Source organism: Streptomyces sp. NPDC029122 (assembly GCF_055569445.1).
Genome location: NZ_JBVHWK010000013.1, coordinates 1 through 16,616, shown reverse-complemented (window position 1 = coordinate 16,616; position 16,616 = coordinate 1). Strand labels below are relative to the sequence as shown.

Here is a 16,616-nt window from a genome sequence, read left to right as displayed (position 1 = left end):
TCGGGCGCCCCTCCGCCTTGCGATGCACGGCACCGGCCGCCGCGGGCCTGACCGGCGCTACTTCGACGACAGGCCCTACAGCCGCGGCATCCGGCCCAGCTGGACCAGCGAGGTACCGCGCCGGCGCGCTACGCAGTAGCCGCGGCCCGGGGGCATCGGGCGGGAACGGACACTGCCGAGCAGCTCTCCCTCCGAGGGGTCGCCCGACAGGACCACGCCCTGCGCCCCCAGCTCCTTGATCCGCTGCATGAAGGGCTCGTACATCGCGCGCGAGGCACCCGCCGAACTGCGCGCGATCACGAACCGGACCCCGGTGTCCCGGGCGAACGGCAGGAACTCCACCAGCTGCGCCAGCGGGTTGCCCCGGCTGGTGGCGACCAGGTCGTAGTCGTCGATCACGATGAACACGTCCGGGCCCGTCCACCAGCTGCGGTCCCGCAACTGCTGCGGGGTGACGTCCGCCGGCGGCTGCCTGCGCGAGAACACCCCGACCAGCGCCTCCATGTGCATCTGCAGGGAGCTCGCCATCGGCGCGTACTCCAGCAGGTACTCCTCCGGCAGCGCCCCCAGGAGCCCGCGCCGGTAGTCGCCGACGACCAGCTTGGCCTGGTCCGGACGGTAGCGCTGGGCGATCTGCTGCGCGACCAGCCGCAGCAGGTTCGTCTTGCCCGACTCGCTCTCGCCGAACACCAGGAAGAAGGGGTCGCTCTCGAAGTCGACGAACACCGGCTCCAGGGCGGTCTCGTCGATGCCGATCGCGATCCCGCGCTCCGGGAACTCACCGCCCTTGGGCAGCCGGTCCGCGTGCAGCAGCCGCGGCAGCAGCCGCACCCCGGGAGCGGAGGGGCCCGCCCAGCCCGCGCGCACCGCCGCCACGAACTCCTCGGTGCCCCGCGAGAGGGTCTCCGCGTCGTGCGAGCCGTCGATCCGCGGCAGCGCCCCCAGGAAGTGCAGCTTCTCCGGCACCTGGCCGCGCCCCGGCATCCCCGCGGGCACGTTGGCCGCCACCCGCCGGTCGAACTCGGAATCCATCACGTCGCCGAGCCGCAGCTCCAGCCGGCCGGGCATCTGGTCCTTGAGCGCCGCCCGCACCTCCATGTACCGGGCCGCCGTCACGACCACGTGGACGCCGTAGCCGAGCCCGCGGGCCGCGATGTCCGTGACCACCGCCTCCAGGCCCTCGTACTCGCCGCGGAAGCCGCCCCAGCCGTCGACGATCAGGAACACGTCGCCCCACGCCTCGCCGGGCAGCTCCCCCGCCGCGCGCCGGCGCCGGTAGGTGCCCATGGAGTCGATGCCGCGCGCCCGGAAGAACTCCTCGCGCCGGGCCAGGATCCCCGCCACCTCCGCGACCGTGCGGCGCACCCGCTCCGGATCCAGCCGGGAGGCGATCCCGCCCACGTGCGGCAGCTCCGCCACCGAGGACAGCGCGCCTCCGCCGAAGTCCAGCCCGTAGAACTGCACCTCGCGCGGGGTGTGCGTCAGCGCGAACGAGCAGATCAGCGTCCGCATCAGCGTCGACTTGCCCGACTGCGGACCGCCCACCACTATCATGTGGCCCGCGGCGCCCGAGAAGTCCCGGTAGAGCACCTCGCGCCGCTGCTCGAAGGGCTTGTCGACCAGCCCGAGCGGCACCACCAGCCCGCCCGGCCGCGTGTACCCCTGCGCGTGCAGCCCGCGCTCCGCCGAAGGCGCCAGGGCCGGCAGCAGCTGCTCCAGGGACGGCGCCCGGTCCAGCGGCGGCAGCCACACCTGGTGCGCCGGTACGCCCCGCCCCTCCAGCCGGCCCACGATCACGTCGAGCACCGTGTCCGCGAGGGCGTCGTCCTCCCGCGCCGGCCGCTCCGCCGGGTCCACCGGGTCCGGGGCCGCGTACACCACCGGCACCGGAGCCGCCGTGAACAGCGCGGGACGGCGCTCCACCGGGAACGGCCCCACCGCCGGGTCCGGCCCGCCCGAGCGGTAGACCCCCGAGACGTACGCCGCCTTGAAGCGGGTCATCTCGTCCGTGCCGAACTTCAGGTAGCCCGATCCGGGCACCGACGGGAGGTGGTACGCGTCCGGCACCCCGATCGCCGTCCGCGACTCCGAAGCCGAGAAGGTGCGCAGACCGATCCGGTAGGAGAGGTACGTGTCGAGGCCGCGCAGCTTGCCCTCCTCCAGCCGCTGCGACGCCAGCAGCAGGTGCACCCCCAGCGAGCGGCCGATCCGGCCGATCTGGATGAACATGTCGATGAAGTCGGGCTTCGCGGTCAGCAGCTCGCTGAACTCGTCGATGACCAGCACCAGGGAGGCCAGCGGCTCCAGCGGGGCACCCGCCGCGCGGGCCTTCTCGTAGTCGTGGATGTTCGCGTAGTTGCCCGCCGAACGCAGCAGTTCCTGCCGGCGCTGGAGCTCGCCGCGGATCGAGTCGCCCATCCGGTCGACCAGCGTCAGGTCGTCCGCCAGGTTGGTGATCACGGCCGCGACGTGCGGCATCTGCCCCATGCCCGTGAAGGTGGCACCGCCCTTGAAGTCCGCGAGGACGAAGTTCAGCGTCTCCGAGGTGTGCGTGACCGCCAGCCCCAGCACCAGCGTGCGCAGCAGCTCCGACTTGCCCGAACCGGTCGCCCCCACGCACAGCCCGTGCGGGCCCATGCCCTCCTGCGCGGCCTCCTTCAGGTCCAGCATCACCGGCGCGCCGTCCTCGCCCACCCCGATCGGCACCCGGAGCCGCTCGCCGGCCGACCTGGGCCGCCAGGTGCGGGACACGTCGACCGAGGCCGCGTCACCCAGGTTCAGCAGGTCGGTGAAGTCCAGGTTCGCCAGCAGCGGCTCGTCGTCGTCCCCGCCGCCCGTGCGCAGCGGCGCCAGCTGCCGGGCCAGGGCCTCCGCCGCGGGCAGCGACAGGGTGTCGGGCACGCCCTCGTACGCGACCCCCGCGCCCGACTCCAGCCGCAGCCGGCCCGGCCCCACCACGACCGACAGCCCCCCGCGCCGCGGGGTCTCCCCGGCGGAGCGAAGGGATGCGTCCGGCTCACCCGCGACCACCTCCACGACGGTCACGCCCTGGAGCCCCTCGGCCGCCGCGAACACCGAGTCCGGCGGCACCGTCCCGCCGTCGAGGACCACCACCAGGTGCGGCTGGTCCAGTACCGGCGACGCCTCCCGGCTGAACCGCGGCCGCCCCTCCAGCCGGGACCCCAGCAGCCCCTCCAGCTCCCCCAGGCCGTCGCCGAACAGCCGCTTCGTCCCGGCCCCGTCGAGCTGCCCGGGCACCTGCGTGTGCGGCAGCCACTTCACCCAGTCCCACGACGGCGCCGCCCCCGGCGCGGCCACCACGGCCACCACCAGGTCGTCGGGGGAGTGCAGCGTCACCAGCTGCGCCACCACCGCCCGCGCGGCACCGCGCGCCGACTCCGCCTCCCCGCCCACCGTCACGTGGTGGAACGCCCGGACCGACACCGCCACCGGCAGCCCCTCCAGCGAGGAGTGCACCTTCAGGAAGCGCTGCATCGCGCCGGCCGCCAGCGGCTCCAGCTCGTCCACCGGGGCCGTGTCCGGAGCCACCAGCGCGGTAGCGAGCCGCTGTGCGCCCAGCCCCAGCCGCGCCTGCCCGAAGTCCGCGTCGCCGACCCGCCGCTCCCACAGGCGCGAGCCCTCCGCCACCACCGACCACAGCTGCTCGGGCGCCGGGTGCAGGTACAGCTGCGCGTCGCGCTGCGCCCGCGCGGTACGGCGGACCTGACGGCGCGTCTGCGCGAGGTACTTGAGGTAGTCCCGCCGCACATCGGCCATCCGCCCCTGTGTACCGCGCCGGTAGCGCACCAGCTGGGCGATGACCATGCCCACCGTCGACGCCAGCATCAGCACGCCCATGACGCGCATGAACGGCGCGGCGCCCGGCATGAAGAAGAAGACGACCGAGGAACCCATGCCCAGCATCGGCAGGAGCTGCATCAGCATGCCCTCCTGCTGCCCCCGGGGGAGTTCCGGCGGCGCCTCCAGCCTCAACTCGTCCGAAGGGACCGCGGGCGGCAGGGACCGCGGCGGGCGTTTGACGACGATCTGGCTCACCGGAGCATCAATCCCTCGTAAACGGGCGGGACGTCGCAGCCGGCGCCCCCAAGTCCCGGACGCCCGGGGCCGCTCCCGCACCCCGCGCCCGACGCGAACGGCGATCCTACTGGCCGGGGACCGGGCAGCCGCCGGATAAGGTGGCGCCCGCGCCACGCGCATCCGCGAACCGGCCGCCGCGGCGGCGCGGCCCCGACAGGAGGGTCACACAGGTGAGTACGGCCGAGGCGACCGGTTTCTGCAGGGTCACCGTCGTGGCACCCGACAGCCGCATCGACGTCGCCCTCCCGGAGGACATCGCCGTCGCCGACGTCTATCCCGAACTGCTGCGCCTCACCGGCCAGACCCAGCCCGTCGGCGCCCCCACCGGCTTCCACCTGGTCCGCCGCTCCGGCACCGTCCTCGACGGCGCCCGCACCCTCGCCGCCCAGCAGGTCCTCGACGGCGAGGTGCTCATCCTGCGCCCCTTCGCAGAGTCCCTGCCGCCGGCCGTCTTCGACGACGTCTCCGACGCCGTCGCCTCCGCCGTCGTACGCGACCGGCACCGCTGGAGCGACGACATGCTGCGCGGGGCGGGCCTGGCCGGCGCCGCGCTGCTGCTCGTCCTGCTCGGCTTCGTCCTCTGGTACGCCGACCCGGTCCGGCACGACACGCACGGCCTCCCCGGGATCATCGCCGGCGCCACCGGCCTCCTGCTCACCGCCGCCGCCGGGGTGCGCGCCCGCGTCTACCGGGACCGCGGCTCCGCCGTCGCGCTCGGCCTCGGCGCCCTGCCCCACCTGCTGATCGCCGGCTCCGGCATCGTCGCCGCCGGCGCCGGCCAGGGACCCGGGCGGCTGCAGTTCCTGCTCGGCTGCGCCTGCGTCCTGGTCGTCTCCGTCGCGCTGGTCGCGCTCACCCCGGAGGGGGACGCCCCCTTCGTCGCCGCCACCTTCCTCGCCGCCACCGGGACCCTGGCCGCCTTCGGCGCCATCGCCGCCGACGCCTCCGCCACGGCCACCGCCGCCGTGTGCGCCCCCGCCGCCGTCGGGCTCGTCGCCTTCCTGCCGGGCCTCTCCGCCCGCTTCGCCCGGCTGCCCATCGGGTACGCCGCCCCGCGGAGCGCCGCCCCGGGACACGGGGCTACGGACCACTACGACGCCGACCCGTTTGCCGACCCGTACGCCGACCAGCAGGGGGCCCCGTTCGACGCCGAGGCCATCGCCGCCCGGGCCCGGCGCGGGCACGAGATGCTGCTCGGCCTGGTCGGGGGGTGCGCGGCCGTCGCCGTGGGGGCCTGCGCCGTCCTCGGCTTCTCCGACGGCACCTGGGGCCGGCTGCTGGCCCTGGCCACCGGACTGGCGATGCTGCTGCGCGCCCGCCTCTTCCGCTACACCTCCCAGGTGGTCTGCGCCCTGGCCGCGGGCCTGGCCGCCGTCGGGCTGCTGATCCTCGGCCTGGCCCTGCGCCCGCCGGCCGATCTGGTGTTCGCGCTCACGCGCTACCACGACCGCGGCGGCCTGGACCTGCGTACGGTCTGGCTCTCGGCCGCCGTCGCCGCGGGTGCCGCCCTCCTCACGGGAATCTCGCTTGTCATCCCCCGAAGGGGTCTGTCACCCTTCTGGGGAAGGCTGCTCGACCTCACCGAGGCCGCGGTCCTGCTCGCCCTGGTGCCGCTGGCCCTGGCCGTGCTCGACGTGTACGGCCGCGCCCGCTCTCTCACCAGCTGAGACGTCGAGTCCCGGCAGCCTGGTACGCTGTGTGACGGCCGTTTGTGTACGCGTCCCCGGAGTCCTCTGGAGACAGCGCTCAGCGGACCCCGCCTCCCGAGTTACGGAAGCTCCCCAGAGAATTCGACCTGGGGCACTCGGTGGCCACGAAGACCTACACGAGGAGTAAGCGTGCCGCTCGACGCCGCTACGAAGAAGCAGATCATCGCCGAGTTCGGTGCCAAGGAGGGCGACACCGGCTCTCCCGAGGTCCAGGTCGCGATGCTCTCCCGCCGCATCTCGGACCTGACCGAGCACCTCAAGACCCACAAGCACGACCACCACTCCCGTCGTGGTCTGCTGATCCTGGTCGGCCAGCGCCGCCGCCTGCTGCAGTACCTGGCCAAGAAGGACATCCAGCGCTTCCGTACGCTGGTCGAGCGCCTCGGCATCCGCCGCGGTGCGGCCGGCGCCAAGTAAGCACACTGTGAAGGGAGCGGTTCCCACACCGATGGGGCCGCTCCCTTTGCCGTACGTGCGCGACGTACCGGACGCTTTGTAGTCTGGGACACAGCGCACAACTGAAGAGGAGGAGCGCCCTCCCACGCCGCCGGTCCTCGGTAGTGGCATCCGGAAAGCCCCGTCGGAGGGGCCGAGACCCGGGTGCTTCGATCGAAGACCGGCCCGCACGCCAGGAGCGCTTCTCCGCAACCGTCCACCACCACACGGGTGGCGGACGGAGACGACGAAAATGGAGAAAACGCTAGTGGAGAACGAGACCCACTACGCCGAGGCCGTCATTGACAACGGTTCCTTCGGCACCCGCACCATCCGCTTCGAGACGGGCCGCCTCGCCCGCCAGGCCGCCGGCTCCGCCGTTGCCTACCTGGACGACGACACGATGGTGCTGTCCGCGACCACCGCGTCGAAGAAGCCCAAGGACCAGCTCGACTTCTTCCCCCTGACGGTGGACGTCGAGGAGCGCCAGTACGCGGCCGGCAAGATCCCCGGCTCCTTCTTCCGCCGCGAGGGCCGCCCCTCCGAGGACGCGATCCTCACCTGCCGCCTGATCGACCGCCCGCTGCGCCCCTCCTTCAAGAAGGGCCTGCGCAACGAGATCCAGGTCGTCGCCACCATCATGGCGCTCAACCCGGACCACCTGTACGACGTCATCGCGATCAACGCCGCGTCCGCGTCCACGCAGCTGGCCGGCCTGCCCTTCTCCGGCCCGATCGGCGGCGTCCGCGTCGCGCTGATCCGCGGCCAGTGGGTGGCCTTCCCGACGCACACCGAGCTCGAGGACGCCGTCTTCGACATGGTCGTCGCGGGCCGCGTCCTGGAGGACGGCGACGTCGCGATCATGATGGTCGAGGCCGAGGCCACCGAGCGGACCATCGCCCTGGTCAAGGGCGGCGCCGAGGCGCCCACCGAGGAGGTCGTGGCCGCCGGCCTCGACGCCTCGAAGCCCTTCATCAAGGTCCTGTGCAAGGCCCAGGCCGACCTGGCCGCCAAGGCCGCCAAGCCCGAGGGCGAGTTCCCGGTCTTCCTGGACTACCAGGACGACGTGTACGAGGCCCTCGCGGCCGCCGTCAAGGGCGAGCTCTCCCAGGCGCTGACCATCGCGGGCAAGCAGGACCGCGAGGCCGAGCTGGACCGCGTCAAGGAGATCGCCGCCGAGAAGCTCCTCCCGGCCTTCGAGGGCCGCGAGAAGGAGATCTCCGCCGCCTACCGCAGCCTGACCAAGGCCCTGGTGCGCGAGCGCGTCATCAAGGACAAGGTCCGCATCGACGGCCGTGGCCTGACGGACATCCGCACCCTGGCCGCCGAGGTCGAGGCCATCCCGCGCGTGCACGGCTCGGCGCTGTTCGAGCGTGGCGAGACCCAGATCCTGGGCGTCACCACCCTCAACATGCTCCGCATGGAGCAGCAGCTGGACACCCTCTCCCCGGTAACCCGCAAGCGCTACATGCACAACTACAACTTCCCGCCGTACTCCGTCGGCGAGACCGGCCGCGTGGGCTCCCCCAAGCGCCGCGAGATCGGCCACGGCGCGCTCGCCGAGCGCGCGATCGTGCCGGTCCTGCCGACCCGCGAGGAGTTCCCCTACGCGATCCGCCAGGTGTCCGAGGCCCTCGGCTCCAACGGTTCGACGTCCATGGGCTCGGTCTGCGCCTCCACCATGTCGCTGCTGAACGCCGGTGTGCCCCTCAAGGCCCCCGTCGCCGGTATCGCCATGGGCCTGATCTCCCAGGAGATCGACGGCAAGACCCACTACGTCGCCCTCACCGACATCCTCGGTGCGGAGGACGCCTTCGGCGACATGGACTTCAAGGTCGCCGGCACCAAGGAGTTCGTCACCGCCCTCCAGCTCGACACCAAGCTGGACGGCATCCCGGCCTCCGTCCTGGCCGCGGCCCTGACCCAGGCCCGCGACGCCCGCCTCCACATCCTCGACGTGATGATGGAAGCGATCGACACGCCGGACGAGATGTCCCCGAACGCCCCGCGGATCATCACCGTCAAGATCCCCGTGGACAAGATCGGCGAGGTCATCGGCCCCAAGGGCAAGATGATCAACCAGATCCAGGAGGACACCGGCGCCGAGATCACGATCGAGGACGACGGCACCATCTACATCGGTGCCTCCGACGGCCCGGCCGCCGAGGCCGCCCGCGCCACGATCAACGCGATCGCCAACCCGACCATGCCGGAGGTCGGCGAGCGTTACCTGGGTACGGTCGTCAAGACCACCACCTTCGGTGCATTCGTCTCCCTCATGCCCGGCAAGGACGGCCTGCTGCACATCTCGCAGATCCGCAAGCTCGCCGGTGGCAAGCGCGTGGAGAACGTCGAGGACGTGCTCGCGGTCGGCACCAAGGTGCAGGTCGAGATCGCCGAGATCGACCAGCGCGGCAAGCTCTCCCTGGTCCCCGTGATCGAGGGCGAGACCGCCGACGCCGACGCCGACAAGGACGACTCCGACAAGTGACGTCGCGTAGTTCCAGTGTGACGGCCCGCACCTCTTCGGAGGGGCGGGCCGTCGCCCGTACCCAAACACTCCTCAAGGGCCGCAGCGGCATCGGCACCGTCCGGCGCACGGTCCTGCCCGGCGGACTGCGCATCGTCACCGAGACGCTGCCCTCCGTCCGCTCCGCCACCTTCGGCATCTGGGCCAACGTGGGCTCGCGCGACGAGACGCCCGGTCTCAACGGCGCCACCCACTACCTGGAGCACCTCCTCTTCAAGGGCACCGCCCAGCGCAGCGCCCTCGACATCTCCTCCGCGATCGACGCGGTCGGCGGCGAGATGAACGCCTTCACGGCGAAGGAGTACACCTGCTACTACGCCCGGGTCCTCGACACCGACCTGCCGCTCGCCATCGACGTGGTCTGCGACATGCTGACCGGCTCGCTGATCCGCGAGGAGGACGTCGACGCCGAGCGCGGGGTCATCCTCGAAGAGATCGCGATGACCGAGGACGACCCGGGTGACGTGGTCCACGACCTGTTCGCCCGGACCATGTACGGGGACTCGCCGCTCGGCCGCCCCGTCCTCGGCACCGTCGACACCATCAACGCCCTCGGCGCCGACCGGATCCGCCGCTTCTGGAAGAAGCACTACGACCCGACCCGCCTCGTCGTGGCCGCCGCCGGCAACGTCGACCACAACAAGGTCGTACGCCAGGTCCGCGCGGCCTTCGAGAAGGCCGGCGCCCTCAAGCACGCCGACGCCCAGCCCGTCGGCCCGCGCACCGGCACCAAGCGGATCCGCACCGCCGGCCGCGTCGACCTGGTCAACCGCAAGACCGAGCAGGCCCACGTGGTCCTCGGCATGCCCGGCCTCGCGCGCACCGACGACCGCCGCTGGGCCCTCGGCGTGCTGAACACCGCCCTCGGCGGCGGCATGTCCTCCCGGCTCTTCCAGGAGGTCCGCGAGAAGCGCGGACTGGCCTACAGCGTGTACTCGTACACCTCGGGCTTCGCCGACACCGGCCTCTTCGGCGTCTACGCCGGCTGCCGGCCCAGCCAGGTCCACGACGTGCTGCGGATCTGCCGCCAGGAGCTCGACACCGTCGCCTCCGAAGGCCTCACCGACGAGGAGATCCGGCGGGCCGTCGGCCAGCTCTCCGGCTCCACCGTCCTCGGCCTGGAGGACACCGGCGCGATCATGAACCGCATCGGCAAGAGCGAGCTGTGCTGGGGCGACCAGATGTCCGTCGACGACATGCTGGCCCGCATCTCCGAAGTGACCCCGGACGACGTCCGCGCGGTCGCCCGGGATGTACTGGCCCAGCGGCCCTCGCTGGCGGTGATCGGCCCGCTCAAGGAGAAGCAGGCCGCCCGCCTCGACGAAGCGGTCGCCTAGAACCGTACGCACGCACCCTAAGGAAGCAACAATGAGCAAGCTGCGCGTGGCAGTCCTCGGCGCCCGGGGCCGCATCGGCTCCGAGGCGGTCAGGGCCGTGGAGGCCGCCGAGGACATGGAGCTGGTGGCGGCCCTCGGGCGGGGCGACAAGCTGGAGACGGTGGCCGAGGCGGGAGCCCAGGTCGCGGTCGAGCTGACCACCCCCGACTCGGTGATGGGGAACCTGGACTTCCTCGTCAGCCACGGCATCCACGCCGTGGTCGGCACCACCGGCTGGAACGAGGACCGCCTCGCCCGGCTGAACACCTGGCTGGCCGCCTCCCCGGACACCGGTGTGCTCATCGCCCCGAACTTCTCCATCGGCGCCGTCCTCACCATGAAGTTCGCCGCCCAGGCCGCCCGCTACTTCGAGTCCGTCGAGGTCGTCGAGCTCCACCACCCCAAGAAGGTCGACGCCCCGTCCGGCACGGCGACCCGCACGGCCCAGCTCATCGCGGCCGCGCGGGCCGAGGCCGGCCTCGGCGCCCAGCCCGACGCCACCGCCACGGCCCTCGACGGCGCCCGCGGCGCCGACGTCGACGGAGTCCCGGTCCACGCCATCCGCCTGCGCGGCCTGCTGGCCCACCAGGAGGTACTGCTCGGCAGCGAGGGCGAGACCCTGACCATCCGTCACGACTCCCTGCACCACAGCAGCTTCATGCCGGGCATCCTGCTCGGCGCCCGCCGCGTGACGCAGACCCCGGGCCTCACCTTCGGCCTGGAAAACTTCCTCGACCTCGGCTGATGAGGCAGTAGCACCCATGCGCGCGAAGATCACCTACCTCATCACGGCCGCCGTCCTGGTCGTGTACTTCGTCCTGGTCGGCAGCCGGGGCCTGCTGCTGATCCAGCAGGGCACCTGGATCACCGTCACCTTCGGTGCGGCCGTGCTGATCCTGCCGGTCATCGGCATCTGGTTCCTCTGGATGAACACCCGCTTCGTCACCCGGGCCAACCAGCTCGCCTCCGAGCTGGAGGCCGAGGGCGGCCTGCCCGCCGACGAACTGGAACGGGACGAGTACGGCCGGATCCTGCGCGACTCCGCCGACGAGGTCTTCGCGCGCCGCAAGGCGGAGACCGAGGACGCCCCGGGGGACTGGCGCACCTGGTTCCGCCTCGCCGTCGCCTACCACGACGCCCGCGACACCCCGCGGGCCCGCAAGGCCATGCAGCGGGCCATCGCCCTGCACCAGGCGCGCGTGTAACCGCACGGCCGCGCGAACGGAAGGGCCCGTACAGGACGATCCCCGTACGGGCCCTCGTGTCGTTCCCGACCCGTCAGGCGCGCACCGCCCGGTACTCGTCGGCCCACGCCTCCAGCTGGCCGGCGGCCCGGTCGAAGGCCTCGCCCCGCGTCAGGAAGTCGGCGCTGTGGTCGGTCAGCAGCACCGTCAGCTCCCTGCCGCGCGCGGCCATCGTCAGCGCCTGCCCCTGCACGGTCCGCGGCAGCCCCAGCCAGCGGACCGGCTGCTGCACCGTGCGCACCTTCTCGATCTCGCTCCAGGCGATGGACCGGGTCCCGAAGAACCCGACCCGGCGCAGCCCGGCGGGGCTCACCCACACGCCCGCGCGCAGGATCCGCAGCGCGGAGCCGACCACGGCGAGCGAGGCGGCCCCGGCGATGCCGGCACCCGTCCAGGTGCCCGCGAAGGCGATGATCACCGTGGCCAGCAGCATGAAGGCCGAGAGCAGCAGCAGCACCGCCGCACCGGCGACCCGCCAGGGGCCGGGCCGGTAGGGGCGGCGCCAGCGCTCGGGATCCACATGGGGGAGGGCTTCGTCCTCGTGTGCGTCGAAGACGCCGTCGGCCGTCAAGAAGGGCAGGGGCACGGCAGGACCTCACTCAGATGCACGTTCGGTTGGGCTGTGCCCGAGAGGCTACCGCCCCCCGGACACCTCGGACTGCTGCGCCGTCCCCGCGGGCCGGTCGGACGCCTGGTACGGCTGCAGCGCGGGCATGCCGAAGAGCAGCGAGCCCACGAGCCCCGCCACCACGGTCAGTCCGACCAGACTACGGGCGATGATCTGGGTGACGCTCAGACTCTCGCGCGGCGGCGGAGTGACATTGCTTCGGAAACGCTCGGCCTCGGCGACGAAGGCGAAGGGAACGGGTTCGCGCCGGCGGAACACGGTGGCGGCTCTCCTTGGGTCGAGGGCTCTGGGCCCGGGGCTTGACGGATGGTGTGCTTTCTCCCGGTCAGACGAACGAACGGCCCGATGGGTGCCCGATTTCGGGACATCGAGCAGAAAACGTGGCGGCCCGTCAGCCCCGCGCGCCCCACCGCCCGCACCCCGGTCCGGCGGTGGCCGGTCGGGGCGTCCGCCCGATCCGCCGTAGAGTGGTCGCGCCCCTCGAAAGACCCGTTCGGAAGGACCCCGTGTGAGCGACACCGCCGCCTCAGACCCGAAACCCAGCTTCCGCAGTGACGTGACGGTGGAGCTGGTGAAGCACGCCGCCACCGACAGCGACGTGCTGTGGGCCGCCCGCGTCTCCACGGCCGGCGAGCAGTCCCTGGAGGAGCTCCAGAAGGACCCGGAGCGTTCCAAGGGCCTCATCAACTACCTGATGCGCGACCGCCACGGCAGCCCCTTCGAGCACAACTCGATGACCTTCTTCATCAGCGCCCCGATCTTCGTGTTCCGGGAGTTCATGCGTCACCGCGTGGGCTGGTCCTACAACGAGGAGTCCGGCCGCTACAGGGAGCTGGAGCCGGTCTTCTACGTCCCGGACGCCGAGCGCAAGCTCGTCCAGGAGGGCCGCCCGGGCAAGTACGTCTTCGTCGAGGGCACCGAGGCGCAGCTGGAGCTCACGGGCCGCGTCATGGAGGACTCCTACCGTCAGGCCTACGAGGCGTACCAGGAGATGCTCGCGGCCGGGGTGGCCCGCGAGGTGGCCCGTTCGGTCCTGCCGGTCGGACTCTTCTCCTCGATGTACGCCACCTGCAACGCCCGCTCGCTCATGCACTTCCTCGGTCTGCGCACCCAGCACGAGCTGGCGAAGGTCCCGTCCTTCCCGCAGCGGGAGATCGAGATGGTCGGCGAGAAGATGGAGCAGCACTGGGCGAAGCTCATGCCGCTGACCTACGCGGCCTTCAACGCCAACGGTCGCGTTGCCCCGTAAGGGCCGATGCACGGCTGGCGTACGGATGTGCTGGGACAAGTCCCAAGTGTCCGTATTGCGGCGTTTCGTAAAGTTCATCTAGGCTGATCAAACGGACCCGGCACTGCTTGAACCCCCGAGCAGGCAGTGCCGGGATCCCACACCCACCCGGCTCCCGCCGGGCGGCACCGCCTGTTGACGTCCCCCGAGGGGACACCGCGAGCATGGCAGCGAGTAGCGTGTTACCCATGGCTCCGATCTCGACTCCGCAGACCCCCTTCGGGCGGGTCCTCACCGCCATGATCACGCCGTTCACGGCTGATGGCGCACTTGACCTCGACGGCGCGCAGCGTCTCGCCGTCCACCTGGTGGACGCAGGCAACGACGGCCTGATCATCAACGGCACCACCGGTGAGTCGCCCACCACCACCGACGCGGAGAAAAACGACCTCGTACGAGCCGTACTGGAGGCGGTCGGCGACCGCGCCCACGTCGTGGCCGGCATCGGCACCAACGACACCCGCCACACCCTCGAGCTCGCCCGCCAGGCCGAGCGCACCGGGGCCCACGGCCTCCTCGCCGTGACGCCCTACTACAGCAAGCCCCCGCAGGAAGGCCTCTTCCAGCACTTCACGGCCATCGCCGACGCCACCGGCCTGCCGGTCATGCTCTACGACATCCCCGGCCGCAGCGGTGTCCCGATCAACACGGAAACGCTGGTCAGGCTGGCCGAGCACCCCCGGATCGTGGCCAACAAGGACGCCAAGGGCGACCTCGGCCGCGCCAGCTGGGCCATCGCCCAGAGCGGACTGGCCTGGTACTCCGGCGACGACATGCTGAACCTGCCGCTCCTGTCGGTCGGCGCCGTCGGCTTCGTCTCCGTCGTCAGCCACGTGGTCAGCCCGGAGCTGCGCGCGATGCTCGAGGCCCACCTCGGCGGCGACGTCCAGAAGGCCACCGAGATCCACCAGAAGCTGCTCCCGGTCTTCACGGGTATGTTCCGCACCCAGGGCGTCATGACCACCAAGGCCGCCCTGTCCCTCCAGGGCCTGCCCGCGGGCCCGCTGCGCCTGCCCCTCGTCGGACTCACCGACGAAGAGACGGCCCAGCTCAAGATCGATCTTGCCGCGGGTGGGGTACAGCTCTGACAACAGACTTCACAACTGAATAAGCAAGACCGAAACAGACAAGAGCGAGTGCACGAATGACATGCGCGCCACGTGCCTGAGGGGTACGTGGCGCGCGTGGTGAAGGAGAACCTTTGAGCCATCCGCACCCTGAACTCGGCCCGCCGCCCAAGCTTCCCAAGGGCGGCCTCCGGGTCACCCCGCTGGGCGGCCTCGGCGAGATCGGCCGCAACATGACCGTCTTCGAGTTCGACGGCCGCCTGCTGATCGTCGACTGCGGCGTGCTCTTCCCCGAGGAGGAGCAGCCGGGCATCGACCTGATCCTGCCGGACTTCACGTCGATCCGGGACCGCCTCGACGACATCGAGGGCATCGTCCTCACCCACGGTCACGAGGACCACATCGGCGCCGTTCCGTACCTCCTCCGGGAGAAGCCGGACATCCCGCTGATCGGTTCCAAGCTGACGCTGGCGCTCATCGAGGCCAAGCTGCAGGAGCACCGCATCCGCCCCTACACCCTCGAGGTGAAGGAGGGCGAGCGCGAGAACCTGGGCCCCTTCGACTGCGAGTTCATCGCCGTCAACCACTCCATCCCGGACGCCCTGGCCGTCGCCATCCGCACCGGTGCGGGTCTCGTCGTCGCCACCGGCGACTTCAAGATGGACCAGCTCCCGATGGACAACCGCCTCACCGACCTGCACGCCTTCGCGCGTCTGAGCGAAGAGGGCATCGACCTTCTCCTCTCGGACTCGACGAACGCCGAGGTCCCGGGCTTCGTCCCGCCGGAGCGCGACATCTCCAACGTGATCCGCGGAGTGTTCGCGGGCGCGCAGAAGCGGATCATCGTGGCCTCCTTCGCGAGCCACGTGCACCGCATCCAGCAGGTCCTGGACGCCGCCCACGAGTACGGCCGTCGCGTCGCCTTCGTCGGCCGCTCCATGGTCCGCAACATGGGCATCGCCCGTGACCTGGGCTACCTGCGCGTGCCGGCCGGCCTCGTCGTCGACGTCAAGACCCTCGACGACCTGCCGGACGACGAGGTCGTGCTCGTCTGCACGGGCTCCCAGGGCGAGCCGATGGCGGCCCTGTCCCGGATGGCGAACCGCGACCACCAGATCCGGATCGTCCCCGGCGACACCGTGATCCTGGCGTCGTCCCTGATCCCGGGCAACGAGAACGCGGTCTACCGCGTGATCAACGGCCTGACCCGCTGGGGCGCCAACGTCGTGCACAAGGGCAACGCCAAGGTGCACGTCTCCGGCCACGCCTCCGCCGGCGAGCTGCTGTACTTCTACAACATCTGCAAGCCGCGGAACCTGATGCCGGTCCACGGCGAATGGCGCCACCTGCGTGCCAACGCCGAGCTCGGCGCCATGACGGGCGTCCCGAAGGACCGCATCGTCATCGCGGAGGACGGCGTGGTCGTCGACCTCATCGACGGCAAGGCCCGCATCTCCGGCAAGGTCCAGGCCGGTTACGTGTACGTGGACGGCCTTTCGGTCGGCGACGTCACCGAAGCCTCCCTCAAGGACCGTCGCATCCTCGGTGACGAGGGCATCGTCTCGGTGTACGTCGTGGTCGACAGCACCACGGGCAAGGTCGTCAGCGGCCCGAACATCCAGGCCCGCGGTTCCGGCATCGAGGACTCGGCCTTCGGGCCGGTCAGCGCGAAGATCGAGGAAGCCATCGCCCGCGCCGCGGCCGACGGCGTCGCGGAGCCGCACCAGATCCAGCAGCTCATCCGCCGGACCATGGGCAAGTGGGTGTCGGACAGCTACCGCCGCCGCCCGATGATCCTCCCGGTCGTGGTCGAGGTCTGACCTCGGCATACGTAGCGACCCCACTGGAGCGGGGCAACCGGATTTGCATCCGGGGGCCCCGCTCCAGTACGTTTACGGCTCCACCTCGCAGGGACCGGGCACACACGTGTGCCCGTTGCCGCACGCGAGCGGGTGGCAATCAGCAGTCAGGGAGACCTGATAAAGTCTGATCCGCCCGAAAGGGAAAGGCCCTCCGAAGGCCATCGGAATTCGAAACCAAGTCGGAAACGACACGGAAAAGAATCTGATAGAGTCGGAACCGCCGAAAAGGGAAAGTGCGAAAGCGCAGGACCTCGAAAGCGCCGAGGAAATCGGACACGAGAGAGTCTGATAGAGTCGGAAACGCAAGAACGAAGAACAGAACGAAAGCCCGGAGGAAAGCCCGCGAGGGTGAGTACAAAGGAAGCGTCCGTTCCTTGAG

General features: G+C 71.2%; 12 protein-coding genes. 9 read left to right on the top strand and 3 right to left on the bottom strand.

Annotated features, from left to right (window positions below; all coding sequences use genetic code 11):
• Window positions 1–75: 75 nt before the first annotated feature.
• Window positions 76–4,056: a type VII secretion protein EccCa gene (gene eccCa, locus ACZ4WZ_RS17080; protein ID WP_467890924.1), complete on the bottom strand. Its 3,981-nt coding sequence runs from the start codon at window positions 4,054–4,056 to the stop codon at window positions 76–78.
• Between the two features lie 212 nt (window positions 4,057–4,268).
• Here eccCa and eccD point away from each other — a divergent pair, with 212 nt between their 5' ends.
• The 6 genes from eccD (at window position 4,269) to ACZ4WZ_RS17050 (ending at window position 11,353) form a co-directional block, all read left to right on the top strand.
• On the top strand, window positions 4,269–5,765 hold the full coding sequence (eccD, locus tag ACZ4WZ_RS17075) for a type VII secretion integral membrane protein EccD (protein WP_467890921.1): 1,497 nt from the start codon (window positions 4,269–4,271) through the stop codon (window positions 5,763–5,765).
• Window positions 5,766–5,936: 171 nt separating this feature from the next.
• Window positions 5,937–6,224 carry a 30S ribosomal protein S15 gene (rpsO, locus tag ACZ4WZ_RS17070; RefSeq protein ID WP_007266917.1) on the top strand — a complete coding sequence of 96 codons (288 nt, stop codon included), beginning with the start codon at window positions 5,937–5,939 and terminating at the stop codon, window positions 6,222–6,224.
• Between the two features lie 286 nt (window positions 6,225–6,510).
• Window positions 6,511–8,733 (top strand): polyribonucleotide nucleotidyltransferase, encoded by a 2,223-nt coding sequence (locus ACZ4WZ_RS17065; RefSeq protein WP_467891214.1) that lies wholly within the window; start codon window positions 6,511–6,513, stop codon window positions 8,731–8,733.
• Complete coding sequence (locus ACZ4WZ_RS17060; protein WP_467890916.1) at window positions 8,730–10,109, top strand: M16 family metallopeptidase; 1,380 nt, start codon at window positions 8,730–8,732, stop codon at window positions 10,107–10,109. Before ACZ4WZ_RS17065 ends, ACZ4WZ_RS17060 begins: the two co-directional genes overlap by 4 nt.
• Window positions 10,110–10,140: 31 nt before the next feature.
• A complete protein-coding gene (gene dapB, locus ACZ4WZ_RS17055; protein ID WP_467890914.1) occupies window positions 10,141–10,893 on the top strand; it encodes a 4-hydroxy-tetrahydrodipicolinate reductase in 753 nt (250 codons plus the stop codon).
• A gap of 16 nt (window positions 10,894–10,909) precedes the next feature.
• Window positions 10,910–11,353 (top strand): hypothetical protein, encoded by a 444-nt coding sequence (locus ACZ4WZ_RS17050; protein ID WP_467890912.1) that lies wholly within the window; start codon window positions 10,910–10,912, stop codon window positions 11,351–11,353.
• A gap of 73 nt (window positions 11,354–11,426) precedes the next feature.
• Here the strand turns inward: ACZ4WZ_RS17050 and ACZ4WZ_RS17045 are convergent, their stop codons facing one another.
• Together ACZ4WZ_RS17045 and ACZ4WZ_RS17040 are read right to left on the bottom strand one after the other, a co-directional pair.
• Window positions 11,427–11,978 carry a PH domain-containing protein gene (locus ACZ4WZ_RS17045; protein ID WP_467890909.1) on the bottom strand — a complete coding sequence of 184 codons (552 nt, stop codon included), beginning with the start codon at window positions 11,976–11,978 and terminating at the stop codon, window positions 11,427–11,429.
• A 48-nt stretch (window positions 11,979–12,026) separates the two neighbouring features.
• Complete coding sequence (locus ACZ4WZ_RS17040) at window positions 12,027–12,278, bottom strand: hypothetical protein (protein ID WP_467890906.1); 252 nt, start codon at window positions 12,276–12,278, stop codon at window positions 12,027–12,029.
• 250 nt (window positions 12,279–12,528) lie between these two features.
• Between ACZ4WZ_RS17040 and thyX the strand changes: the two genes are divergently transcribed.
• The 3 genes from thyX to ACZ4WZ_RS17025 all read left to right on the top strand — a co-directional run bounded on the left by thyX (window position 12,529) and on the right by ACZ4WZ_RS17025 (window position 16,195).
• Complete coding sequence (thyX, locus tag ACZ4WZ_RS17035) at window positions 12,529–13,269, top strand: FAD-dependent thymidylate synthase (RefSeq protein WP_467890903.1); 741 nt, start codon at window positions 12,529–12,531, stop codon at window positions 13,267–13,269.
• 227 nt (window positions 13,270–13,496) lie between these two features.
• Window positions 13,497–14,396, top strand: coding sequence for a 4-hydroxy-tetrahydrodipicolinate synthase (gene dapA / locus ACZ4WZ_RS17030; RefSeq protein ID WP_467890901.1), 900 nt, complete (start codon window positions 13,497–13,499; stop codon window positions 14,394–14,396).
• 113 nt (window positions 14,397–14,509) lie between these two features.
• Window positions 14,510–16,195: a ribonuclease J gene (locus ACZ4WZ_RS17025; RefSeq protein ID WP_467890899.1), complete on the top strand. Its 1,686-nt coding sequence runs from the start codon at window positions 14,510–14,512 to the stop codon at window positions 16,193–16,195.
• Window positions 16,196–16,616: the final 421 nt, after the last annotated feature.

Bases quoted from the DNA above. Each gene is read 5' to 3' on its own strand.
- dapB (WP_467890914.1), top strand. From the start codon at position 10,141: ATGAGCAAGCTGCGCGTGGCAGTCCTCGGCGCCCGGGGCCGCATCGGC.
- ACZ4WZ_RS17050 (WP_467890912.1), top strand. From the start codon at position 10,910: ATGCGCGCGAAGATCACCTACCTCATCACGGCCGCCGTCCTGGTCGTG.
- dapA (WP_467890901.1), top strand. From the start codon at position 13,497: ATGGCTCCGATCTCGACTCCGCAGACCCCCTTCGGGCGGGTCCTCACC.